Source organism: Pedobacter sp. 22163, assembly GCF_052045595.1.
Classification (GTDB): Bacteria; Bacteroidota; Bacteroidia; order Sphingobacteriales; family Sphingobacteriaceae; genus Pedobacter.
Genome location: NZ_JBQEPM010000009.1, coordinates 184,733 through 208,232 on the forward strand (window position 1 = coordinate 184,733; position 23,500 = coordinate 208,232).

A 23,500-nucleotide genomic window follows, 5' to 3' on the forward strand; every position below is an offset into this window, starting at 1 on the left:
TGTACAATCAGACCTGACCAATTACTTTATAACGCGAAAGCACCGTCAATTCAATATAGGCAGGTCTCCTGACTTATTCCCGATCTTATCGCCTTCCCATCCCGGTAAACGGCACAGTGGCATGAATGATAAGACCGTTGTCTTTTAACAAAAAGACAGAATTTACAGTTGCGCGACAGCTCGTGATTTGCACACGATTCCCTATTAATCCCGGGTGTAATTCCGGGAACCTGTATCGGTTGATGAAAAATAAAGTTAAGAACTTACATCAGGACAAATGTATGGATTAGGATTTAAAACTTGTAACAAATTTACAGCAAGCTGTTTTTAGCGTTTATTCTCTATTATATTTGATTACCTAACTAAACTTTATTATGATAAAAATCTACTTTAAAAAGCTTTGTATTGCTTTTTTAATGGTAAATAGCTGTGCGGTGCTGGCGCAGGAAGTGCCAACGCCAAAAGCACATTTTGGTTTTGATATCGGCGACGATTATCAATTGGCCAATTATACCCAAACAGAAGCTTATTTTAAGAAACTTGCGGCAAGTTCTGACCGCATTAAACTGGTTGATATTGGCAAAACCGAAGAAGGAAGAAGTCAATACATGTTGATTGTTTCTTCACCAGAAAACCTGAAGAAATTAGACCGTTACAAGCAAATTTCGCAACAGCTGGCGCATGCAGAAATTACACCTGAGCAGGCAAAAGCATTGGCCCAGGAAGGTAAAGCAGTAGTTTGGATAGACGGTGGCTTGCACGCCAACGAGGTGGTGGGTGCACATCAGCTGATTGAAACCGCCTATGAGTTTGCCTCCAGAAAAGACCCCGAGACCCTGCGTATTTTGGATAATGTAATCATTTTGTTTACCCATGCTAATCCTGACGGGCAAGAACTGGTGAGCAATTGGTACATGAGAGAGAAGGATCTCAAGAAAAGAACAACCTCAGGTTTGCCTGTTTTGTATGAAAAATATGCAGGTCATGATAACAACCGCGATTTCTTTATGTTGAACCTTAAAGAAACGCAGAATATTGGCCGCCAGCTTTTTGTGGAATGGATTCCGCAGATTATGTATAACCACCACCAGGCTGGTCCGGCAGGAACGGTTGTAGCAGGTCCTCCCTACCGCGATCCCTTCAATTATGTTTTCGACCCAACGCTGTTAACCAGTTTAGATGCCGTTGGTGCGGCCATGCACAACCGTATGAATGTAGAAAACAAACCTGGTTATACCCAACGTGGAGGATCGGTTTACTCGACCTGGTACAATGGCGGTTTAAGAACCACCACTTATTTTCATAACATGATTGGGCTCTTGACTGAAATTATTGGGAACCCTACACCTTCTGAAATTCCCTTAGTTCCTTCGAGATTATTACCGAACGGCGATTCACCAAACCCGATTACCCCGAGGAAATGGTACTTTAAAAACTCGATTGACTATTCAGTATCGTTAAACTATGCCGTTTTAAATTACGCACAACGTTATCGCGACGAATTATTGTACAATATTTACCAGATGGGCAGAAATTCGATAGAACGTGGTAAAAAAGATACCTGGTCTTTTTCTCCTAAAAAAATAGAAGCCATTAATAACGCGGCAAAAGGTGAAAAAAGTACGGCCGCAGCAAGCGGAGATACCGATTTTGGACCAAGACGCCAAATCAGCATGAAAGCTTTTGATACGGTGATGAAGGCTCCCGCAAACAGAGATCCGCGTGGATATATTTTAAGTGCCGATCAGCCGGATTTTAATTCTGCCGTTAAATTTTTAAATGCTTTGATCAGAACAGGTATCGTGGTTCAAAAAGCAACCGCTTCATTTGCCGTTGCAGGAAAAAATTATCCTGCCGGAAGTTATGTCGTAAAAACCGATCAGGCTTTTCGTCCGCACGTTTTGGATATGTTCGAGCCGCAAGATCACCCAAACGATTTTAAATACGATGGGGGTGCGCCAATTCCGCCATATGATGCTGCAGGATGGACCTTGGCTTATTTAATGGATGTGAAATTTGATCGGATTCTCGATGATTTTTCAGGGCCGTTTGAGAAAAATCCTTACGGTGCTTTATTAAAGTCAGATAATAAATTACCTAACGGATCTAGCTATATGTTAAGCGCAGCACAAAATGATTCTTATACTGCGGTGAACGACCTTTTGAAAAATAAAATTGAAGTTTACCGTTCGGCTGATAATGGCGATTTTTATGTTTCGTCAGCGGGGAAATCAATATTGGAAAAAGCAAACATCAAACTAAAAAGTGCTGCTGCACCAAAAGATAAAATTAAAATCTCTGCCGGAAGAATTGCCCTTTGGGATACCTATGGAGGTTCTATGGCCTCAGGGTGGGTGCGATTTTTAATGGAGCAATACCATTATAATGCAACAGTAATTTATCCACAGGATATAGATGCCGGGAACTTAAAATCTAAATACGATGTAATTGTTTTTGTGGGTGGCGCAATACCATCGGTACAAGGAGGAGGGTTTGGAAACAGGTCTTTTGCACCAAAGGCAGAAGAAGTTCCTCAAGAGTTTAGAAACCGTTTGGGAAGGATTACTGCAGACAAATCGATCCCAGAATTAAAGAAATTTTTGGAAGCGGGAGGGAATATTGTAACCATTGGCAGCAGCACCAATTTAGCTTATCACTTAAATCTTCCGGTTCGGAATGCAATGGTTGAAATTGTAAACGGAGAGGAAAAGAGATTGCCTGCTGAAAAATATTATGTTCCGGGAAGTGTTTTAAATGTTGGTGTAGATACAACTTTACCAACAACCTGGGGCATGGAAAAGGAAGCTGACGTATATTTTGACAATAGCCCCGTTTTTAAGCTCACAGGCGATGCCATTGTGGCTGGAAAGATTAAACCTTTAATGTGGTTCGAAAATGCCACCCCGCTGCGCAGCGGCTGGGCCTGGGGGCAGGCTTACCTGCAAGATGGGGTAACTGCTTTTGAAGCAAAGGTTGGCAAGGGTAAATTGCTTGCCTTTGGGCCAGAAATTGCTTTTCGAGCGCAAACGCACGGTACTTTTAAACTGATATTTAACCAGTTGTACAAGTAGTTATAATTGATTGTTAAATCTAATATAAGGGTTGTCATTTCGACTGAAGCGTAGTCCCGAAGCTTCGGGAGAGAAATCTTTAACATAGTCCAAAGATTTCTCCTCCAAAGGAGTTCCTTTGGAACACTGCGGTTGAAATGACGATATCTAGATATAAACTTTATTGAGATATGAGCCGCTATCCTAAACGATAGTGGCTTTTTACTTTGGCCTTACTATAGGCAAGTATAATCACCTTAATTTTGTGCTATGAAAGTAGAAATCTGGTCGGACGTAATGTGTCCGTTTTGCTATATAGGGAAAAGACATTTTGAACAGGCGATAGAAAAATTACCTTTCAAAAATGAAATTGAGGTGGATTGGAAGAGCTATCAGCTCAATCCAGCGTATCACAATACCAATAACGAATCGGTGTACGATTACCTTTCGCGGAGTAAGGGAATGCCAATCGAGCAAGCTAAGCAAATGACTAAACAGGTTGTGGATATGGCTGCAAATGCTGGTTTGAAGATAGATTTTGATACAAATATCCCTGCCAATACCTTCAATGCACATCGTTTGATCCATTTGGCGGCAAAACATAATCTTCAGGATTTAGCCGAAGAAAAACTGTTTGAAGCACATTTTGTAAACAGCAAAAATATCGGTGAAACGAGTGTTTTGATTGATCTTGCTGTAGAAATTGGTTTGGATAAAGATGAGGCAGAATCAGTTCTGAATGGAAATGAGTTTGCTGAGGCTGTTCGTTACGATATTTATGAAAGTCAGAATTTAGGCATCAGAGGAGTTCCTTATTTTGTGATGGACCGCAAGTACGGCGTTTCGGGTGCTCAACCCGTGCAGGCTTTTACCGATGCGCTTACCCAAAGTTTTACGGAGTGGAAAGAAACTCAACCCAAAACCACGCTAACTTCATTAAATAAAAATGATGATGCGGTTTGTGGTGAAAATGGCTGTGAGATATAGATTTGTTTCCCGCAGATTTTTCTGCGAAAATCTTTTGATCCGCGGGAATTTACCCGATTCGTCGAGCTGATCCGATGGCTATCGGATTTATTGCAGCATCTATTAAGTGAGTTTTGTGAAGTAGATCCTGAAACAAGTTCAGGAGGAAGATCGTTTTAGGTCCTTCGACTCCGCTCAGGATGACAATCACAGTTATTAGATGATTGATTTACTTCTCGAGCTTAATTATCGTTGTCCATTTTTCAACGGCGTTAACAGATACTCTAAACCATTTACCCGGATCTCGAACATCGTAGCCATTAAATCGCCCAGTTTGCCTTTCGGGAAACCTTTATCCTTATACCAAAGCAAATAACTTTCGGGGATATTACAGATCAGGTAACCTTTGTATTTTCCGTAAGGCATTTGCATTTTCACTAAATCGAGCAATAAGGTAGGGTCTAACATTTATAATATAAAGTCTAAATAATTCTCTTTGTTAATTACAGAAAATGTTGCTTCTGGATAATTTTTGGCAAAAAAGCCCGGTATTTTTTTCTTTTGATTTCCCCACTTAAAATCAGCAGCTAAAATCTCTCCGTTTTTTACTTCTATTAGGTCAATTTCCTGTTGATCGTACGTTCTCCAAAAGTAGTAGGTGGCATTTTGCTGTTCGTATTCCATTTTTTTGATGCGCTCACTGAAACAGTAATTTTCCCATAAAAGACCCTGATCATTCCGCAAGGCTAAAAGTCTAAAATCATTAACGATCGCATTCCGGATCCCATTATCGTAAAAATACCATTTTGAAGATTTTGTAATTTCTTTACGTAAGTTATTACTGTATCCACCAACTTTATAAATAATAAACACCTTTGAAAGTAAATCGAGATAACGATCTACAGTATTTTTGCTAATACCCAAAGTACGCGAAATCTCATCTATAGAAACTTCTGAACCTACTTGGTAGGCAATAAGTTTTAATAATTCTAGTAATTTTGCACTGTTCTGGATGTTTTCATACATCAGAATGTCTTTTAACAGGTATGATTTTACCAGTTCTGTTAAATATTGTGCCTTTTCAGCCAAAGAACTTAAATGGAATAACTCTGGGTATGAACCAAAAATTAGCCGTTCTTCTAGGTTCTGAGCGGTTTGTAAAGCATTTTCCTGCTTATCCAATTCAACCTGTGCTATAGGATAAAGATAATAGGTTAAACTTCTTCCCGTTAATGGTTCCCCTGTTTGGTTTGAAAGATCAAAAGTAGACGATCCACTTGCTATTATCGTCAGGTCTTTAAAAGTATCGATCAGTAACTTCAGTATTTTTCCAATTTCAGGTATAACTTGGGCCTCATCAATGATGAGTAATTTAGCATTTCCCAATACTCTTTTATAATTGGCCGCAGTTCGTGTAGATAATAGTATTTGTACATCCTGATCTTCTCCATTTAAAGAGAGATAATCGATATTGGCGTCTTTGATGATGTTTTCTACCAGCCAGGTTTTCCCAACCCTCCTGGTACCAAAAATCAGGATTACTTTATTCTTCCCAATTTTGTCGAGGATAATTGGCTGTAAAGATCTAATAATTTGACTTTCCATTTAGCCAAATATAGTAAAAAACGTAATTCAGTCAATGGACTGACTCAATTAACGTTAATTCAGTCAATGGACTGACTCAATTAACGTTTTAGTCGATAAGTTCTAAAGTTTCAATTGCCTCTTCAACAGTACTTACGTTATCGAAAGCAATTCTTAAAGTATTTTTTACCTCTTTTAAATTACACATACGTGGATGGTTCTGTGCAAAAGTTAAAATCTTGGTAAAGGTATTCGAATCGAAATAAGCCGATTGTTTATCGCTCAAGAAATACCCGCGCAAACTATTTTTCTTGAAACTAATTTTCTCGAAGCCCAATTTTTTCCCCAGCCATTGCAAACGCACCACACTCAGCATGGTTTTTACCTGTGGTGGAACCGGACCAAAACGGTCGGCCAAATGTTTTTCAAAAATAGCTAATTCTGCTTCGTTATTGAGTTTGGAAAGTTCTGTGTATAGATTATAACGCTCAGTAATATTGGTGATATAAGCATCCGGAATGTACAATTCCAGATCGGTGTCAACCTGTGTAAAGCCTACAAACGGACGGGGAGGTTCATTTTCGAACAGCCCTTTAAACTCAGCTTCTTTTAATTCCTGGATAGCTTCATCCAAGATCTTGTGGTACATCTCAAAACCGATTTCGGCAATGAAACCACTCTGTTCGGCGCCTAGTAAATTTCCACTTCCACGAATGTCCAAATCCCGCATGGCTACGTTAAAGCCACTTCCCAGGTCTGAAAATTCTTCAATGGCACTTAAACGCTTCCGGGCTTCAGAAGTTAAAGTAGATAAGGGTGGAGAAAGTAAATAACAGAAAGCTTTTTTGTTGCTTCTACCTACCCGGCCACGCATCTGGTGCAGATCGCTCAAACCAAACATGTGTGCGTGGTTAATAATGATGGTATTGGCGTTAGGAATATCTAAACCGGCTTCGATAATTGTTGTGGCTACCAGAACATCTTTTTCTCCATTAATGAAATCGAGCATTACATCTTCCAGTGCGTCGCCATCTAGCTGGCCATGCGCAATGCCGATCCTTGCTTTTGGAACAAGTTTCTGGATCAATCCGCCCAGCTGCATCAGGTCGTTTACGCGGTTATGGATAAAGAAAACCTGTCCGCCACGATCTAATTCGAACTGAACAGCTTCTTGAATCAGTTTATCGTTAAAAACATGTAATTCGGTACTAACCGGTTGCCGGTTTGGTGGAGGTGTACTAATGATGGATAAATCCCTTGCCCCCATTAAAGAAAAATGCAGTGTTCTTGGAATTGGAGTCGCCGTAAGGGTTAAAGTATCAACGTTTACCCTTACAGCTTTTAGCCTTTCTTTTGCGGTAACGCCAAACTTCTGCTCTTCATCAATAATCATGATGCCGAGATCCTTAAACTTTACATCCTTGCTTAGCAAACGGTGTGTGCCGATTAATATATCAACCTTACCAGCTGCGGCCTCGGCAAGGGTATCTTTAATTTGTTTACTGGTTTTAAAACGGTTGATATAATCAACCGTAACCGGGAAATCTTTTAAACGCGACGAAAAAGTTTTGAAATGCTGTAAGGCCAAAATAGTTGTAGGCACCAAAATCGCCGCCTGTTTACCTTCTGCTACCGCTTTAAAAGCAGCACGCACGGCAATCTCTGTTTTTCCGAAGCCAACATCACCACACACTAAACGGTCCATTGGATGTGGCGATTCCATATCCTTTTTCACATCTTGAGTAGCCTTTAACTGATCGGGCGTGTCCTCATAAATAAAAGAAGCCTCCAGTTCGGTTTGTAGATAGCTATCTGGCGAAAATGCCGTTCCAGCCTGGGTTTTGCGCAAAGCATAAAGCTTGATCAAGTCCCGGGCGATATCTTTAACTTTTTTTTTAGTAGTTTTTTTTAGCTTATCCCAGGCATCCGTACCCAGCTTGTTCATCTTGGGTACCCCGCTCTCCTTACCGCTGTATTTGGCAATGCGGTTTAACGAGTTGATGTTTACATAAAGCAGGTCGTTATCTGCATAAATTAAACGGATCATCTCCTGGGTTTTGCCATTTACCTCAACCTTTTCAAGCCCGGCGTATTTGCCGATGCCATGATCGATGTGGGTAACATAATCGCCGGATTTTAGTTCCCGAAGATCTTTTAAGGTAATGGCCTGGCTTTTCTGATAACCTTTTTTAAGCTTGTATTTATAGTATCGGTCGAAAATCTGGTGATCGGTATAAAATGCCGTCTGGATCTGCGGATCTATAAAACCTTCGCGAAGCATGCTATTAATTGGCGTAAACTTGGCTGTTTTGTCAATATCCTCTAAAATGGCATATAAACGCTCGATCTGTTTTGGCGAATCGGTAAAAATAAAATTAACAATGCCAGCCTTTTCATTTTCCTTAAGGTTGTGAATGAGTAGGTTGAAATCTTTATTGAATGAAGGTTGTGGCTTGGTTTCAAACTCAAAACGGTTATCCGTTTTATAAAAAAATTGTTTGCCGAATTCTATTAAAGGAAAATCCTGAAGATGATCGCCCAACAATTTTTCGTCTGTAAAAGCAAACTTTGGGTCAATCCATTCTGGATTTTGGGTTTTATCTGCTATAGATAAAGCTTTCCAAAGTTCAACGGCTTTTTTAAAGCCTGCTTTAATGATATCAAGGGTAAACTCAACATCTTTAAACCAAAGTTGTGTATCCTGATCAATATAATCAAGGATACTGATATTACTTTCGGTTAAAAATTTCGCCTGAACGTTTGGCACAATGGTAAGCGACTTAACATCGGCAACCGAAAGCTGACTTTCAATTTCAAAACTCCTGATGCTTTCTACCTCATCGCCAAAAAACTCAATGCGGTAAGGAAGATCGGACGAGAAAGAAAATATATCTACAATACCGCCACGGATAGAAAATTGGCCTGGTTCATAAACAAAATCTCTTCTGTCGAAATCATAATCAATTAAAAATTCGTTGATAAAATCGATGCCCAATTTGGCGCCTAAACTAATTTCTAAAGTGTTTTTTTCTAAAGCAGAGCGATCAATAACCTTTTCGGCGATGGCTTCCGGATAAGAAACTACAATTTTTCCGTATTCCGAGTCGTGGTTCAGTTCGTTCAACACCTCCGCACGGGCCAAAACGTTGGCCGTATCTACCTGCGTAAAATCAAATGATTTACGGTAAGAAGAAGGAAACAATAAAACCTGTTTATCCAAAACGCTTTCCAGGTCAGACTGAAAATAAGCCGCTTCTTCTCTATCCGGTAGAACGAATAGTAGAGGTTTATGTAATGTAAAGTAAGAAGATAGGGCAACAATAGCATCAGCCGAACCCACCAATCCCTTTAATTGTATCTTTGGGTTTTTGCTGCTGTTCAACGCTTTGGTAAATTGGGTTACCCTATCGTCGGTTTTGTATCTGTTTATTAAATCGCGAATGTTCAAGGCACAAAAATAAGCTTATCTTTTAATATTAACCTGCAATTTGTGTAAAGGTTTTTTTAACTATTTTTGGCTGGGTTACGGTATTGAAAAACAAAAACAAAATAAATAAGATCTTTTGTTAGATTCCATTACTCGTTTTGTCGAAATATATCCCCTATTCGTCGATTAGAGGCAAATTGATGTAACAAAGGTGGTGTTATAACCTCTAAATTATATAAAAAGTGAAAAACAATGAAATACGTTAAAAGCTTTCCACTAGAACTTTTTTTCTGGGTAGCGGCTTTAGTATTACTGGCAACAGCGAATAGCCACGAGCATCACTTCACACTTTGTCCGCTAGCCAATTTGGGCTTTGAAGACTGGTGTCCGGGATGTGGTATAGGCAGGTCAATCAGTCATATTTTACATGGTGAGTTTACCGAAAGCTTTGCCGAACATTGGTTTGGGTTTCCGGCACTTTTGATTATAATTTATAGAATTTACACATTGATAAAAAATAAAAAAACGTTTAAAATTTCAACTACAAATACATAGAAACCATGGATATATTTCAATCACCTCTAATGTCGTTACCAGGTATAACACCAGAGGAATACTCATATTTGCAACAGGCTACCACTGGATTAACCGAACAACAGATGCGTAATTTCTTAATGGTTTACAGCAGCAAAAGAAAAAACCCATCCGATATGCTCATTTTCTGTTTAATCGGCTTATTCGTTGTTCCGGGCTTACAGAGATTTATCATCGGTCAGATCGGGATGGGTATCTTATACCTGTTAACCTGGGGCCTGTGTTTTATCGGATCGATTATCGACATCATAAACCACAAAACCCTTGCTTTTGAACATAACCAGAAAATGGTTTTCGAAAGCTTGCAGATGGTAAGAATGGGCGGTTTTCAGTAAACTTTCACTTTTAGGATCCTTAATAATTTTTTGAAAAGCAAAGACAGCGCAATTATTAATGTTCGTCCCGCCATACACGACAAGTCCGCACCCAATGAAAAATTGGGTTTGCGGGCTTTTTGTTTCTGTCGGGTTTATAAACATTGGTTTTGTTGCGCTTTGAGGGGACTGAAGGATCAAAAGAACTACAGGTTTACGTTACTAAACCCGACAGCCGCGATTCCGATTCTTCATCGGATAAGCAAATGGCGGGGCTGCCCTAGCCATTTGCAGCAACTGTACGTTTTCAAAACATTAATCATTTCTCTTACCAACAAAACCCCAAATTTTCTATATTTATCAAATGAAATTAGCCGAAATAACGAACTATTTAGAAAGCATAGCACCACTTAATTATCAGGAGGATTATGATAACGCTGGTTTGATTGTGGGCGATCCGAATATGGAAATCCATGGGGCTTTGGTGGCTTTAGATTGTGTAGAAAAAATTGTGGATGAAGCAATTTCAACAGGCTGCAATCTGATTATTACCCACCACCCCATTGTTTTTAAAGGGTTAAAAAAATTAAACGGTAAAAATTATGTGGAGCGCGTAGTGCTTAAGGCAATTAAGAATAATATTGCACTTTATGCTATTCATACGAATCTTGATAGTATTCATACCGGTGTAAATGCGAGGATTTGTGAGCGTTTGGGTTTAACAGGAACCAAAGTGCTTTCGCCGAAAACTGGCCTTTTGAAAAAACTGGTTACCTATTGCCCGCAGGCCCAGGCAGAGCAATTGCGGTCGGCATTGTTTTATGCGGGAGCAGGCAATATTGGCAATTATAGTGAGTGCAGTTTCAATGCCGATGGTTTTGGCACATTTAAAGGTAACGAAGATGCTGATCCTTTTGTAGGTGAAAGAGGCGTTCGCCACCGTGAAGCCGAAGTGCGTATCGAAATGGTTTACCCTACACAGGCCGAACGCAAAATCCTGGTTGCTTTGTTTGAGAACCATCCTTATGAAGAAGTAGCCTATGATATTTACAAACTCGAAAACAAACACCAATTGGTGGGCTCGGGTATGGTAGGCTGGCTGGAATACGATATGGATGCCTACGATTTTTTACATTTGGTAAAAGATAGAATGCAGGCCAAAGTGGTTAGGCACACCGAGGTAATTGGCAAAAGGATCAAAAAAGTAGCCGTTTGTGGCGGCTCGGGAAGCTTCCTGTTAAAAGAGGCGATCGCTGCCGGAGCAGATGCTTTTATTACCGCGGATTTTAAATATCACGAGTTTTTTGATGCAGAGGAAAAATTGATCATTGCCGACATCGGACACTTTGAAACTGAACAATTTACCTCAAATTTATTGCTTGAAATTATTCAGAAAAAATTTACTAACTTTGCAATCCGTTTAACGGAGCAAAATACAAACCCCATAAATTACTTGTTTTAATGGAACAAACCGTAGAACAAAAGCTAAAGGCTTTATACGAATTACAAAATATCCACACAAAAATTGATAAGATCCGCCAGGTACGTGGTGAATTACCAATGGAAGTTGCCGATCTTGAGGATGACGTTTTAGGATTAGAAACTAGAATAGCAAAAATCAAAGGCGAACTTGATGATCTTGAGGATTCAATCGTAACCCGTAAAAATACAATTAAAGATGCGCAAGCTGCCATCAAAAGATACGATACTCAATTAAAAGAAGTTAAAAACAACCGTGAATACGATGCTTTAACGAAAGAAATTGAGATTCAAGGTTTAGATATTCAGGTTTCTGAAAAGAAAATTAAAGAACACGGTTTCGAAATCACCTCTAAAACTGAAATCTACGAAGCTGCTAAAGCTGAGTTAGATGGCAGAAAGAAAGATTTAGATGTTAAAAAAGGCGAACTTGATGTAATTACTGCTGAAACTGAAAAAGAGGAGCAAGATTTACAAAAGAAAGCTGATAAAGCCGAGCCTCAAATCGAAGAGCGTTTATTGGTTGCCTACAAACGTTTACGCAAAAATGCTGTAAATGGTTTAGCTGTGGTAACAATCGACCGCGATTCTTGCTCAGGTTGTTTTAACCAGATTCCACCTCAACGTCAGTTAGATATCCGTCAACGTAAAAAAATTATCGTTTGCGAACACTGCGGTCGTATTTTGGTTGATGAAGCTTTAACGCACGAAGTAGCAGAAGCTTAATCCGCATCGTAAAATTATTAGAACGTCCCGATTTAATCGGGACGTTTTTTGTTTAGACCTATTTTCTGGCGTTTACACAAAACAAGAATATGATTTTAGCGTTTAATGTAGATATTTGTTTAAATGTGAACTACTGTTGCTATAGCGCAGGATCAAACTGAAATATATTCCCGAATGACTAAAATCTTCCCCGTTTTTGCGTTTTCTGCTCTTCTCTTATTTCCGGCATCCTTATTTGCAAATTTCGACTTTAACAACAATTGCTTAAATGCTTATAAAAGCATATTCGAACTTAAATTGGGCAATGCGCGGGCTTATATCTCTACCGAAAAAAAGCAGCACCCCAATAATTCCATTATCCCGCTTTTAGAAAACTATGTAGATTATTTTACGGTTTTAACCTCCGAGAGCAAGGCTGATTTTGATCGCTTAAAAGGCAATAAATCTACAAGATTAGATCAAATAAGTGATGATGATAAAAATTCTCCCTATTATCTGTACGCACAGGCCGAGATTAATTTGCAATGGGCGCTAATCCGTGGGCGTTTTGGTGAATATTTTAATGCTGCAATGGAGGTTAAAAAGGCCAACAGCCTTTTGCAGGAGAACAATAAGAAGTTTCCTAATTTTCACCTTAACTTAAAAGGATTGGGACTGATTAATGCAGTTTTGGGCAATCTTCCGGATGGAGCTTTAAAAACGGCATTATCAACTTTTGGAATCAAAGGCAACCTTCAGAACGGATTAAATATGTTCGAAAAACTGGCCGATAATCTGCCAAAATCATCATACGAGCCTTTTTACGAAGAAGTGGTGTTTTATTATGCCTATGTGTTAACCGACGTGGCGCATAGCCCACAGGCCTATGCAAAAACCATCAAATATACCGAACGGATAGCCGATACCAGTTTATTAAAAAGCTATTTGCAGAGTTATGTATGTATTAAAAATGGGCATAGCGAAGAAGCCATCGCTATTTTGGCGAAGCGGCCTGAAGGAGGCGTGTATCAGCCTTTTCCTTATTTAGATTACCTGGAAGGCATTGCGCACCTAAATAAACTAGACCTTAATTCGGGAATCTATTTTAACCGCTTTTTGAGGGCGACCAAGGGCGTAAATTTTGTGAAGGACGCTTACCTTCATATGGGCTGGATCTCTCTTCTGAAGGGAGATAAAGCGGCTTACGCAGCATTTGCAGCCAAAGCCGTTAAAAACGGATACACCTACATGGAAAAAGATAAACAGGCGAAAACCGAAGCTGCTTCAGGAACGCCAACAATTGATCTATTAAAAGCCCGGCTACTGTTTGATGGTGGGTATTTGAACAGGGCCCTCCAGGTTCTTGATGATAAGAAAGTAACGGATTACACCAGCGATAAAGATAAAACAGAACTGAATTACCGTTTAGGTAGAATTTATGATGATTTAGGGAAAGACGATCAAGCGTTAACAGCTTATCAGGAGACCATAAATGAAGGCAAAAATCTAAAATATTATTTTGCTGCCAACGCTGCAGTGCAGATGGGTAAAGTTTACGAAAGAAGAAAAAATAACGCAAAAGCGAAAGAGGCTTTCAATACAGCCATTGCCATGAAAAATCATGAATTTGAAAGCAGTATTGAAAGCCAGGCCAGGGCCGGATTAAAACGGTTAGCGAATTAGAAGCGGTGTATAAAGGCATTAATGTGCATCCCTGCTCCTACTGAAGCAAAAACAGCTACATCGCCAGGTTTAACTTTATAACCTTTAACTTCACCTTTTAGTACTAAGTCTAATAAGGTTGGTACGGTGGCAACTGAACTGTTTCCTAACCATGAAATCGTCATTGGAACCAGGTTTTCTGGCACGGTATCTTTACCATATAGCTTGAACAAACGTTTCATGATAGCTGTATCCATTTTCCCGTTGGCCTGGTGAACAAATACGATATTTACATCTTCAACGCTTAATCCTGCTTTATCAATGGCCTTTTTAATCACTTGAGGCACCTGAACTACCGCAAACTCGTACAGCTTACGCCCATTCATTTTTAAATAAAGATTTCCATTGGTTTCATCCGGATGAGAACTCTTGCCCATGGTTAATAAATTGCCATGGTTTACGGCATGCGTTTCTGTTTTATGTGCAAGTATTCCTCTTTTTTCTTCTGATTCTTCTGCCTCGAAAATTACAGCGCCTGCACCATCTGAAAAGATCATGCTATCACGGTCATGCGGATCGATAATGCGGCTCAGGGTTTCCGCACCAATAACCATAACACGTTTCGCATCTCCGCTTTTAATATAGTAATCTGCCTGTATCGCACCTTGAACCCATCCCGGACAACCAAAAATGATGTCGTAGGCAACACAGTCTGGATTTTGAATACCTAATTGTTGTTTTACCTTTGAAGCTAAAGAAGGCAAAATATCTATGCGGTTGCTGCCTAAAGGGATATCGCCAAAATTATGACAGAATATAATATAGTCTAAGGTTTCTTTATCGATTCCTGCATTTTCAATGGCTTTTTCTGCGGCCTTAGCGCCAATATGATTGCTTAACTGCTCGGGGCAGGCGTAGCGCCTTTCTACAATTTCCGTAATCTCAGAGAATTTATCAATGATCTCCGAATTCTCTTTCTCCAATAGACTCCCATTCTCAAAAAACGTAGAATTTAGGAATTCACTACCGGAAATAATATTCTGTGGAATATAACTTCCAGTACCGGTTATTACCGTATTTATTGCTTTGCTCATAATTATAATACCGCATACTAAAACGGTATGTAGTATAAAAATATCAATTATATTCGATAAACGAAAATAAATTAAATTTTAACGGTGCTTATTTTCAAGTGAGGATTTTAATAATCCTGCTTTTCCAGTTACGTTGAGCTTCTGCGCCATATTTTTACGTAATATTTCATAAATATAGTATATAAACCCAGGTACTAAATATACCCAGTAAAGGGTATATAAATCGTTTAGTTGATCGGGTATTTTTACAACAAATTAAACGAAATAAAATGAAAAGTTTCTTGACCATTGTTTTGCTCCTGTTTATGGTACAGGTGGCAAATGCGCAATCGCATGTTTCGAAGAGCGAATATGCCCGTTATAACTGCAGATTTGCACCTAAAGGCTGGAATAATGCGGAGGGAAAACTGATGTGCCCTGCATGCGATAAAGAAAATGAGGATGCCCGCAAAAAGAAAATAGCTGACGATAAAGCTGCTTCCGCTGCACATAATTTAAAAAATGAAAGGCTTAAAGCAGAAAATGCAATTGCCTTTAAAAAGAAACAGGCAGAATACGCAGCTAAGAATAAGGTAACTGAAGTGCATGTTACCATGGGCAAAACACCTGTAACCGACAGTAAAAAACCAGAACCTCCTGTAAAAAAAGGACCGGTTAAACTAGGTAAAGATATACAGCTTTATGCCGGTTGGGGGATGGGCATGTTTACCCACAATGGCCGGGCTAATTGTTTTTTAAACGAGAATAAAGATACGGTGCTAAAGAGTAACGATTATTTGGAGGCTTATGCTGTAATGGGCGAAAACAAAAATAATTTTCCAAAGAACATTGGCATCGTACTTTTAAAGGAAACCAATAAAATATCAAACGGAAGAGAACTAAATGTTGCCGATATAGTAGACATTAAAGGAAAAAGATATTTCAACGATAACACCATTAGTACCATTTTTCATCTGGCTGATGATTATTTTGTGGTATGCAAAAGCCCAACCCTTCCAGAATGGCGCTCTTATGGAAATAATTATACCGGTTACGAAAATGTTGAAATTTACAATCTCAAAACCAAGAAAAGTATAAAACTGGATAAAGATGCTGGCCGCTTTGTAAGTATATCCATCTATGTTGGTGGCAGAAAAATGCCAGGCGAACCTGATCTTACCCCTTTTCTCTCACGTGTATATACCAATTATGATGAAGATGTGTATTGCCTTGACGCCAGTAGAAATATGGTTGTTAGAAAAGTACTAAAAGCAAATAGATAACAACGTCCAATGGTCAAAATTAATTGGGCAATTTGAGTGTGCAATATAGAAACGATGGTTATGGCAGTAGCAAAGTAGTTGCTGCCATTTTTAGTTCTGAGCGGTATTTATCAAAATTAATACAGTCTTAACTAAAATCATCAATCAAAAAAACAAAAAGCTCTTTAGGACCATGAGCTCCCAAAACCAATGTTTTTTCGATATCGGCAGTTCTGCTTGGGCCTGTAATATTGCTGATCATTGATGGGATTTGATTGCCATACTTGTTCTTCAATAACAAAAAAGCATCTTTAAGATCTAAAACCAATTGACTGGTTTTAGCGATTACAATGTGATGATGTGGAAAGATACTAAGCCTTCTTCCTGCAGCACCCTGGTTGGTTACCATTACACTTCCATTACGGGCAATTAAGGCTTCGCAAAGGGTAATGCCTACCTCGGCCTGTTCGAAATCTTTATCGGTTTGGTAAAAAGGAAATTCGTATTTGCTTAAAAACAGTTGAAGTTCGGGTTCCCAGCAGTATATTTTCCGCCATTTATACTTGTCGGCCAACTGCAGCATGTTTTCAAAAAAATCAATCCCGTCTTCGCAGAAGATAAAGTTACCAGATATAGCGGTGAGCTGTTCGGCAAATAATACCTCTAGCTCATCTGTATTTTTTTTATACAATTGACTCTCTTCTAAATTAGGATAAGGGTTTTCGCGCTTCTCCAATAGTGCTTTCCTTATCTTTTTTAGTATTTGTTCTTTCGCTGTCGTATTATCCTTCATTATAAAAAAAAGCTACCCTAATAATTAAACTAGGGTAGCAAATGTAATAATAGAAATTATTTATTTATGCTTCTACCGGAGTAATATGTCCGGGAGTTCCGCTTTCTCCTTGGCTTTCGAATAACCGTTTACCAAAAATCACTTCTAAATCGTCTTTAAATAAAACTTCTTTTTCGATCAGGATATCGGCCAATTGGATCAATTTATCTTTATTTTCTTCTAATAAACTAATTGCTCTTTGGTATTGGCCTTCAATTAATGCCGAAATTTCTTTGTCGATAGTTAAAGCGGTATCCTCTGAATATGGTTTAGAGAAATTATACTCGTTCTGACCAGATGAATCGTAATAAGTAATATTTCCTAATTTATCGTTCAAACCATAAATGGTAACCATTGCTCTGGCTTGTTTGTTCACTTTCTCTAAATCGCTAAGAGCGCCGGTAGAAATGGTATCGAACATCACTTTTTCAGCTGCCCTACCCCCCATAGTTGCACACATTTCATCAAGCATTTGGTGAGGGCGAACAATTAAGCGTTCTTCAGGCAAATACCAGGCTGCACCTAAGCTCTGTCCGCGTGGTACAATCGTAACCTTAACTAAAGGTGCCGCATGTTCTAACAACCAGCTTACTGTAGCATGACCGGCCTCGTGAATCGCAATAGCGCGTTTTTCGGCAGGTGTGATGATTTTGTTTTTCTTTTCTAAACCACCTACAATTCTATCAACAGCATCTAAGAAATCTTGCTTATCAACTGCCGATTTATTTTTACGCGCTGCAATTAATGCCGCTTCGTTACAAACATTTGCAATGTCTGCTCCTGAGAATCCTGGCGTTTGTTTTGCTAAAAATTCGGTATCAAGCTCTTCTGATTTTTTAAGCGGAGTGATGTGAACTTCGAAAATTTGTTTACGCTCGATAACATCCGGTAAATCAACATAAATCTGTCTGTCAAACCTACCCGCCCTTAATAAGGCCTTATCTAAAACATCAGCACGGTTAGTGGCAGCTAAAATAATAACATGTGTATTTGTGCCAAAACCATCCATTTCAACTAGAAGTTGATTTAAGGTGTTTTCGCGTTCATCATTTCCACCCATTACACCGTTTTTACCACGCGCTCGGCCAATAGCATCAATCTCATCAATAAAGATGATACATGGCGATTTATCTTTTGCTTGTTTAAATAAGTCGCGGACACGAGATGCACCTACCCCTACAAACATCTCTACAAAATCAGATCCTGACAGAGAGAAGAAAGGAACCTGAGCCTCGCCTGCAACAGCTTTAGCCAACAATGTTTTACCGGTACCCGGCGAACCTACAAGTAAAGCACCTTTAGGGATTTTTCCACCTAAATCGGTATATTTTTTAGGGTTTTTAAGGAAATCTACAATTTCCATTACCTCTGTTTTTGCTTCTTCTAAACCTGCAACGTCGTTGAACGTAATGTTTACCTGGCTTTCTTTATCAAATAAAGTTGCTTTTGATTTTCCGATACTGAAAATCTGACCGCCGCCGCCGGCACCACCGCCCATTCTGCGCATCATAAAGATCCAGAAACCGATTAAAAGCAATACAGGTAAAATGATACTTAAGAACCAGCTTGCTAAAGGATTGCTGCGACTGGTTTTTTCTGCCAATATCCTTGGTTGGTTAGCAGGAAGGTCTTTTTGCGAATCGGCAAGTTGTTTATCAAGGCCATCCATTGTACCGGCATTGAAATATACTACAGGGCTAGCTGTGTTATTTACACTAAAAGTGCTACTACTTTTATATGCATCGTATAATGGTTTTTTTAGGCTATCTTTTTTGATGTAAACCTCTACCCGGACTAAATCATCTGATTTATAAGCAACAACTTTCTGAACATCACCTTTAAGTAACATCTGTTGTTCAAACTTTTGGTAGGTAACCTCTTTACCGCCATCGGTAGTAAATAAAAACTGTGCTGCTATAATCGCAATGATAATCGCTGCATAAACCCAGAAAATATTAAATTTTGATCCTTTCTGTGGTTTTTTGGGAATATTTGGAATTCTTTTTCCTTGTTTTTCGTTGGTATTTTGATTGTCGTTCATTTGTCTTTGTCAAAATGGTTCTATAGGTTATGCGCTTTGATAATTTGTGCTTTCTGCATCCCCCCAAAGTTCTTCTATGCCATAAAAGTGGCGCTTTTCGGTTTTAAAAATGTGCACAACCACATCGAAATAATCAAGAATAATCCAATCTGCTGATTCGAAACCTTCTTTATGTCTTGGATCGGCCTGAGTGGCTTTATATATTTCTTTTTCTACACTATCAGCAATAGCTTTTACCTGAGTGCCAGAGTTGGCGCTCGCAATAATAAAGTAATCAGCCACTGAAGTATGAATATTTCTAAGATCTAACCGCACTATATCTTCTCCTTTTTTCTCCTGGATGCCGTGAACAGCTAACTCAGAAAGGTATGTAGAAAGGGCTACTATTTTCTTTTTTACCATTAAAATGCTTTAATTTTGGAATTACAATATTATAAATTCAACACTTGCAAAATAACACTTTTTCGACACTATTTGTTGGTCAAAATTTAATCAAATTAAAAGAAGTTGATTCTACTAATAACTTTTTGAAAGATTTGGTGTCAAAATCCGAGCCATTAGCCGAAGGGACTGTAATTATGGCAGATAATCAGTTTGCCGGAAGAGGACAGCAGGAAAGCGTTTGGCAAACACAGGCAGGAAAAAATATAAGTACAAGCATTTATTTAAAACCTTCTTTTTTACCCCTTAATAAGCAGTTTTATTTAAATATAGCCGTTAGTTTAGCCGTTAGTGATGCTTTATCTTGTTTTGTTCCCGAAGGAATAAAAGTAAAATGGCCTAATGATATGTATTACAAAAATAAGAAATTAGGGGGAATATTAATCGAAAATGCACTGACAGGCAATTCTATTAAATCATCAGTAATTGGCATTGGTTTAAATATTAATCAATCCGAATTTTCGGATAGTATTAGCCAACGTGCCACTTCCGTCATTCAAATTTTACAAAGAGATGTGCCTTTAATGGATATTATGGATAAATTATTCATATTTATGGAAAAATACTACTTAATTTTGAGGGCCGGGAAATATAGTATTTTACAAAATGATTACCTTTCAAGGCTTTATAATTTTAACATTCCAGCGTTGTATATGCAAAATGGAGCGTTTTTTGAAGGTACTATAACAGGAGTTGAAGATGATGGTAGGCTAACGGTTGATACAAGGAATGGCTTGGAAGTCTTTAATTTTAAAGAAATAGAATTTACACACACAAAATAAACACACAATGAAAAAAATCACCCTAGTGCTTTCGATGGTACTTTTTACCATCGCAGGTGCATTTGCCCAAATCGAAAAGCCGGTTACCTGGGCTTATTCTGCAAAGAAAATAAGTAAAGATGAAGCCGTTATATATTTAAAGGCTACAATCGAAGACAGATGGCATATCTATTCGCAAAATGTGAAAGACGGTGGTCCGGTAAAAACTACATTTACTTTTGCGCCTTCAAAAGATTTTAGCCTGGTTGGTAAAACAATCGAGCCTAAAGCAATTGTTAAATACGAAAGTACATTTAAAATGAATGTAAGTTATTTCGAAAAAGCGGTAATTTTCCAGCAAAAGGTGAAATTAAATAAGGGTACAACTGCTGTTAAAGGAAAAGTTGAGTTTATGGTTTGTAACGATAAACAATGTCTTCCGCCAGAAGAAGTTGAGTTTAGCGTTCCTGTTAAATAGTTGACATCAAAATATTTACAAACAGTCCCGAATTTTCGGGACTGTTTCTTTTTAAAGTAAAATCTACGTGGAGTAGTGGTTTAAAAAAAATCGTTTCTAAAATTATTCTTAATTTCACGGTTTCAAAAAATACACACACAAAACACACAAATGAAAAAGGTTTTATTATTGTTGTTAATGGCTTCAATGTTTATTGCATTGCCTGCCGTTAAGAGTTATGCCCTGGTAACACAGGATACCACAGCAACTGCTCCTCCCGATGATATTGTTTTTACCGAAGTTGGTTCGGCACAGGATAGTGCAGCCAATAGCCAGGTAAAAACGGAAAAAGATACCCTAAAAAAGGATACAGCCAAAGTAGAAAAAGCTGCGGTAGCTGGTAAGGATGTCCCGAAACAATCGCTTTGGGTAACTTTTGGTTTAGGCCTTTTGGCCGGTATTGCCGCTTTTTTTCTTCCATGTATTTTTCCCATGGTTCCGCTTACTGTTGGTTTTTTTACCAAAAGAGCCGAAAGCAGAGCAAAAGGAATCAGAAGTGCCATTATTTACGGCTTATCGATCATTGTAATTTATGTTGGTTTAGGCGTAATTATTACTTTGATCTGGGGCGCCAGTGCATTAAATGAAATATCTACCGATGGTTTTTTTAACATTTTCATCTTTCTTATACTGATTGTTTTTGGCGTATCGTTTTTAGGTGCTTTCGAAATTACCCTGCCAAGTTCTTTTGTAAATAAACTCGATGCAAAATCGGACGCTAAGGGTTTAAGCGGGATCTTTTTTATGGCAGCAACCTTAGCGGTTGTTTCCTTCTCTTGTACCGGCCCACTGATCGGAACCTCGTTAGTTGCCATTAATACCGACTTGCTAACGCCTGTTGTGGTCATGTTTGGTTTCTCACTATCGCTAGCGGTAATTTTTACCATGTTTGCCATTTTTCCGAGTTTAATGACAGGATTGCCAAAATCTGGTGGGTGGTTAAACTCTATTAAAGTTTTTCTCGGCTTTTTAGAGCTGGGCTTATCTTTAAAATTCCTTTCAACAGCCGATTTGGCTTATCACTGGGGCATATTGGATAGAGAGATTTTCCTGGCCATTTGGATTGTACTCGCGTTGATTTTAGGCGTTTATTTATTGGGAAAAATTAAGTTTTCTCATGATAGTGATCTTCCTTATGTTTCAGTGCCAAGGTTATTTATTGCAACTGCCACTTTCGTGTTTGCGATATATTTAATTCCGGGCTTATGGGGAGCTCCTTTAAAAGCCGTAAGTGCATTGGTACCTCCGCTTTCTACCCAGGATTTTGTGATCGGACAAGATAGTGGAGGATCGAACCAAACAACAACAACCGGCCACGCTAAACGTAAATATGCTGAATTCCTGCACATTCCGCATAATATTGATGGATTTTTTGATTACCAGGAAGCATTGGCTTATGCAAAGCAGGTAAAAAAACCGTTATTCCTTGATTTTACAGGCCATGGCTGTGTAAATTGCCGCGAAATGGAAGCAAGAGTTTGGTCTGACCCGAGAGTGCTTAAAAAATTGAAAGAAGACTATATCGTTGTGTCACTTTACACAGATGATAAAACTGACCTGCCAGCTGCTGAACAATTTGATTCTAAAATTTTAGGCACAAAAGTGAATACCGTAGGTAAAAAATTTAAACATTTACAGGCCGAAAGATTTAATACCATTTCGCAACCATATTATGTACTTTTGGGTACTGATGAAAAAGAATTAGTTTCGCCTCCTATCGGAGTAGAATTTAATATAGATAAATATTTGCAATATCTGGACAATGGATTATCAGAATTTGCTAAGAAACAAACAAATGAATAAGATTAAGAATATTGGTGTTTTAACCTCTGGTGGAGATTCGCCAGGCATGAATGCCGCAATAAGGGCCGTAGTAAGGGCCTCAATTTATTATGATATTGAAGTAACCGGGTTTATCCGTGGGTACGAAGGGTTGATCAACAATGATTTTATCCCAATGGACCGCAAATCTGTAGCAAATATTATCCAGCGCGGGGGAACCATTTTAAAAACTGCACGCAGCGAAGCTTTTAAAACCGTTGAGGGCAGAAAAACAGCTTACGAAAGCCTAAAAGCCAATGGAATTGACGCCTTGGTTGTAATTGGTGGTGATGGAACATTTACAGGCGCAAATATTTTTTCAAAAGAGTTCGATTTTCCAATTGTTGGCTTGCCTGGCACTATTGATAACGATCTGGCAGGAACAGATTTTACCATTGGTTACGACTCTGCCATTAATACCGTTATCGACGCGGTGGATAGGATCAGAGATACAGCCGAATCGCACGACAGGCTTTTTATAGTGGAGGTTATGGGCCGCGACTCCGGGCTAATTGCTTTAAGAAGTGGAATCGGTGTGGGCGCCGAGGCCATTATGATCCCTGAAGCAAACATGAATGCAAATGATATTTTGCACAAGCTGGAACACAGCCGTAAAGATAAAGCCTCGAAAATTATTATCGTTGCTGAAGGTGATGATACTGGTGGCGCATTTAAGGTTGGTGAAATTCTGCAGGAAAAATACCCGCATTACGATACTAAGGTTTCAGTATTAGGCCATATTCAACGTGGTGGAAAACCGACCTGTATGGATCGTGTATTGGCTAGTAGATTAGGTGTTGCTGCTGTAGAGGGTTTAATTAATGGCGAAAGCGGTGTTATGGCTGGCCAGATTAACCGTGAAATTGTTTTTACGCCCTTTGATCATGCCATTAAACACATTAATGCAGAAAAAGTGAGCTCTAAATGGCTTAAACTAATAGATATACTTTCGTTTTAATCGAAAACAGGAT

The 23,500-nt window shown here is 38.8% G+C and carries 19 protein-coding genes and 1 riboswitch; of the genes, 12 read left to right on the forward strand and 7 right to left on the reverse strand.

The annotated features are described in order from the left end of the window. Nucleotides 1-41: 41 nt before the first annotated feature. Nucleotides 42-249, reverse strand: a riboswitch (cobalamin riboswitch). 125 nt (nucleotides 250-374) lie between these two features. Then, entirely contained in the window at nucleotides 375-3,071 is a 2,697-nt protein-coding gene (locus ACTJKN_RS21905) for a M14 family metallopeptidase (protein ID WP_440827842.1), read from the forward strand. Nucleotides 3,072-3,320: 249 nt separating this feature from the next. Next, nucleotides 3,321-4,037: a DsbA family oxidoreductase gene (locus tag ACTJKN_RS21910; RefSeq protein WP_440827843.1), complete on the forward strand. Its 717-nt coding sequence runs from the start codon at nucleotides 3,321-3,323 to the stop codon at nucleotides 4,035-4,037. A gap of 225 nt (nucleotides 4,038-4,262) precedes the next feature. Here ACTJKN_RS21910 and ACTJKN_RS21915 read toward each other — a convergent pair whose 3' ends face one another. The 3 genes from ACTJKN_RS21915 to mfd all read right to left on the reverse strand — a co-directional run bounded on the left by ACTJKN_RS21915 (nucleotide 4,263) and on the right by mfd (nucleotide 9,048). Next, nucleotides 4,263-4,484 (reverse strand): DUF3820 family protein, encoded by a 222-nt coding sequence (locus ACTJKN_RS21915; protein WP_215165154.1) that lies wholly within the window; start codon nucleotides 4,482-4,484, stop codon nucleotides 4,263-4,265. Then, nucleotides 4,485-5,621 (reverse strand): ATP-binding protein, encoded by a 1,137-nt coding sequence (locus ACTJKN_RS21920; protein WP_440827844.1) that lies wholly within the window; start codon nucleotides 5,619-5,621, stop codon nucleotides 4,485-4,487. Nucleotides 5,622-5,709: 88 nt separating this feature from the next. Beyond that, nucleotides 5,710-9,048: a transcription-repair coupling factor gene (mfd, locus tag ACTJKN_RS21925; RefSeq protein WP_440827845.1), complete on the reverse strand. Its 3,339-nt coding sequence runs from the start codon at nucleotides 9,046-9,048 to the stop codon at nucleotides 5,710-5,712. Between the two features lie 231 nt (nucleotides 9,049-9,279). Here mfd and ACTJKN_RS21930 point away from each other — a divergent pair, with 231 nt between their 5' ends. The 5 genes from ACTJKN_RS21930 (at nucleotide 9,280) to ACTJKN_RS21950 (ending at nucleotide 13,802) form a co-directional block, all read left to right on the forward strand. Next, nucleotides 9,280-9,582 (forward strand): DUF2752 domain-containing protein, encoded by a 303-nt coding sequence (locus tag ACTJKN_RS21930; protein WP_440827846.1) that lies wholly within the window; start codon nucleotides 9,280-9,282, stop codon nucleotides 9,580-9,582. A gap of 5 nt (nucleotides 9,583-9,587) precedes the next feature. Beyond that, nucleotides 9,588-9,956 carry a TM2 domain-containing protein gene (locus ACTJKN_RS21935; protein WP_440827847.1) on the forward strand — a complete coding sequence of 123 codons (369 nt, stop codon included), beginning with the start codon at nucleotides 9,588-9,590 and terminating at the stop codon, nucleotides 9,954-9,956. 343 nt (nucleotides 9,957-10,299) lie between these two features. Continuing rightward, a complete protein-coding gene (locus tag ACTJKN_RS21940) occupies nucleotides 10,300-11,397 on the forward strand; it encodes a Nif3-like dinuclear metal center hexameric protein (RefSeq protein ID WP_230142990.1) in 1,098 nt (365 codons plus the stop codon). Then, nucleotides 11,397-12,140 (forward strand): zinc ribbon domain-containing protein, encoded by a 744-nt coding sequence (locus ACTJKN_RS21945; RefSeq protein ID WP_108197030.1) that lies wholly within the window; start codon nucleotides 11,397-11,399, stop codon nucleotides 12,138-12,140. The genes ACTJKN_RS21940 and ACTJKN_RS21945 overlap by 1 nt, the downstream gene beginning before the upstream one ends. Before the next feature lie 174 nt (nucleotides 12,141-12,314). Then, a complete protein-coding gene (locus tag ACTJKN_RS21950) occupies nucleotides 12,315-13,802 on the forward strand; it encodes a tetratricopeptide repeat protein (RefSeq protein WP_440827848.1) in 1,488 nt (495 codons plus the stop codon). On the opposite strand, the gene ACTJKN_RS21955 is transcribed toward ACTJKN_RS21950, so the two are convergent. Further along, nucleotides 13,799-14,875, reverse strand: coding sequence for a 3-oxoacyl-ACP synthase III family protein (locus tag ACTJKN_RS21955; protein ID WP_440827849.1), 1,077 nt, complete (start codon nucleotides 14,873-14,875; stop codon nucleotides 13,799-13,801). The genes ACTJKN_RS21950 and ACTJKN_RS21955 overlap by 4 nt on opposite strands. 269 nt (nucleotides 14,876-15,144) lie before the next feature. On the opposite strand from ACTJKN_RS21955, the gene ACTJKN_RS21960 reads away from it, so the two are divergent. After that, the gene (locus tag ACTJKN_RS21960) at nucleotides 15,145-16,137 is read left to right on the forward strand and encodes a hypothetical protein (protein WP_440827850.1); all 993 of its coding nucleotides are present in this window, start codon (nucleotides 15,145-15,147) and stop codon (nucleotides 16,135-16,137) included. Nucleotides 16,138-16,264: 127 nt separating this feature from the next. Here ACTJKN_RS21960 and ACTJKN_RS21965 read toward each other — a convergent pair whose 3' ends face one another. From ACTJKN_RS21965 to rsfS, 3 genes are all read right to left on the reverse strand, one after another. Next, nucleotides 16,265-16,909 carry a LutC/YkgG family protein gene (locus tag ACTJKN_RS21965; protein WP_440827851.1) on the reverse strand — a complete coding sequence of 215 codons (645 nt, stop codon included), beginning with the start codon at nucleotides 16,907-16,909 and terminating at the stop codon, nucleotides 16,265-16,267. Between the two features lie 64 nt (nucleotides 16,910-16,973). After that, nucleotides 16,974-18,989: an ATP-dependent zinc metalloprotease FtsH gene (ftsH, locus tag ACTJKN_RS21970; protein WP_440827852.1), complete on the reverse strand. Its 2,016-nt coding sequence runs from the start codon at nucleotides 18,987-18,989 to the stop codon at nucleotides 16,974-16,976. A gap of 27 nt (nucleotides 18,990-19,016) precedes the next feature. Continuing rightward, nucleotides 19,017-19,391 (reverse strand): ribosome silencing factor, encoded by a 375-nt coding sequence (rsfS, locus tag ACTJKN_RS21975; protein ID WP_057930976.1) that lies wholly within the window; start codon nucleotides 19,389-19,391, stop codon nucleotides 19,017-19,019. A 44-nt stretch (nucleotides 19,392-19,435) separates the two neighbouring features. Here rsfS and ACTJKN_RS21980 point away from each other — a divergent pair, with 44 nt between their 5' ends. The 4 genes from ACTJKN_RS21980 (at nucleotide 19,436) to pfkA (ending at nucleotide 23,487) form a co-directional block, all read left to right on the forward strand. Next, entirely contained in the window at nucleotides 19,436-20,212 is a 777-nt protein-coding gene (locus tag ACTJKN_RS21980) for a biotin--[acetyl-CoA-carboxylase] ligase (RefSeq protein WP_440827853.1), read from the forward strand. 7 nt (nucleotides 20,213-20,219) lie between these two features. Then, a complete protein-coding gene (locus ACTJKN_RS21985) occupies nucleotides 20,220-20,669 on the forward strand; it encodes a protein-disulfide reductase DsbD domain-containing protein (RefSeq protein ID WP_116250377.1) in 450 nt (149 codons plus the stop codon). 150 nt (nucleotides 20,670-20,819) lie between these two features. Continuing rightward, the gene (locus ACTJKN_RS21990; RefSeq protein ID WP_440827854.1) at nucleotides 20,820-22,511 is read left to right on the forward strand and encodes a protein-disulfide reductase DsbD family protein; all 1,692 of its coding nucleotides are present in this window, start codon (nucleotides 20,820-20,822) and stop codon (nucleotides 22,509-22,511) included. Further along, entirely contained in the window at nucleotides 22,504-23,487 is a 984-nt protein-coding gene (gene pfkA, locus ACTJKN_RS21995) for a 6-phosphofructokinase (protein WP_116250375.1), read from the forward strand. The genes ACTJKN_RS21990 and pfkA overlap by 8 nt, the downstream gene beginning before the upstream one ends. Nucleotides 23,488-23,500 lie beyond the last annotated feature (13 nt).

Coding starts and splice junctions, on each gene's coding strand:
- ACTJKN_RS21905 (WP_440827842.1), top strand. CDS start 375: ATGATAAAAATCTACTTTAAAAAGCTTTGTATTGCTTTTTTAATGGTA.
- ACTJKN_RS21910 (WP_440827843.1), top strand. CDS start 3,321: ATGAAAGTAGAAATCTGGTCGGACGTAATGTGTCCGTTTTGCTATATA.
- ACTJKN_RS21915 (WP_215165154.1), bottom strand. CDS start 4,484: ATGTTAGACCCTACCTTATTGCTCGATTTAGTGAAAATGCAAATGCCT.
- ACTJKN_RS21920 (WP_440827844.1), bottom strand. CDS start 5,621: ATGGAAAGTCAAATTATTAGATCTTTACAGCCAATTATCCTCGACAAA.
- ACTJKN_RS21930 (WP_440827846.1), top strand. CDS start 9,280: ATGAAATACGTTAAAAGCTTTCCACTAGAACTTTTTTTCTGGGTAGCG.
- ACTJKN_RS21935 (WP_440827847.1), top strand. CDS start 9,588: ATGGATATATTTCAATCACCTCTAATGTCGTTACCAGGTATAACACCA.
- ACTJKN_RS21940 (WP_230142990.1), top strand. CDS start 10,300: ATGAAATTAGCCGAAATAACGAACTATTTAGAAAGCATAGCACCACTT.
- ACTJKN_RS21945 (WP_108197030.1), top strand. CDS start 11,397: ATGGAACAAACCGTAGAACAAAAGCTAAAGGCTTTATACGAATTACAA.
- ACTJKN_RS21950 (WP_440827848.1), top strand. CDS start 12,315: ATGACTAAAATCTTCCCCGTTTTTGCGTTTTCTGCTCTTCTCTTATTT.
- ACTJKN_RS21955 (WP_440827849.1), bottom strand. CDS start 14,875: ATGAGCAAAGCAATAAATACGGTAATAACCGGTACTGGAAGTTATATT.
- ACTJKN_RS21960 (WP_440827850.1), top strand. CDS start 15,145: ATGAAAAGTTTCTTGACCATTGTTTTGCTCCTGTTTATGGTACAGGTG.
- ACTJKN_RS21965 (WP_440827851.1), bottom strand. CDS start 16,909: ATGAAGGATAATACGACAGCGAAAGAACAAATACTAAAAAAGATAAGG.
- ftsH (WP_440827852.1), bottom strand. CDS start 18,989: ATGAACGACAATCAAAATACCAACGAAAAACAAGGAAAAAGAATTCCA.
- rsfS (WP_057930976.1), bottom strand. CDS start 19,391: ATGGTAAAAAAGAAAATAGTAGCCCTTTCTACATACCTTTCTGAGTTA.
- ACTJKN_RS21985 (WP_116250377.1), top strand. CDS start 20,220: ATGAAAAAAATCACCCTAGTGCTTTCGATGGTACTTTTTACCATCGCA.
- ACTJKN_RS21990 (WP_440827854.1), top strand. CDS start 20,820: ATGAAAAAGGTTTTATTATTGTTGTTAATGGCTTCAATGTTTATTGCA.
- pfkA (WP_116250375.1), top strand. CDS start 22,504: ATGAATAAGATTAAGAATATTGGTGTTTTAACCTCTGGTGGAGATTCG.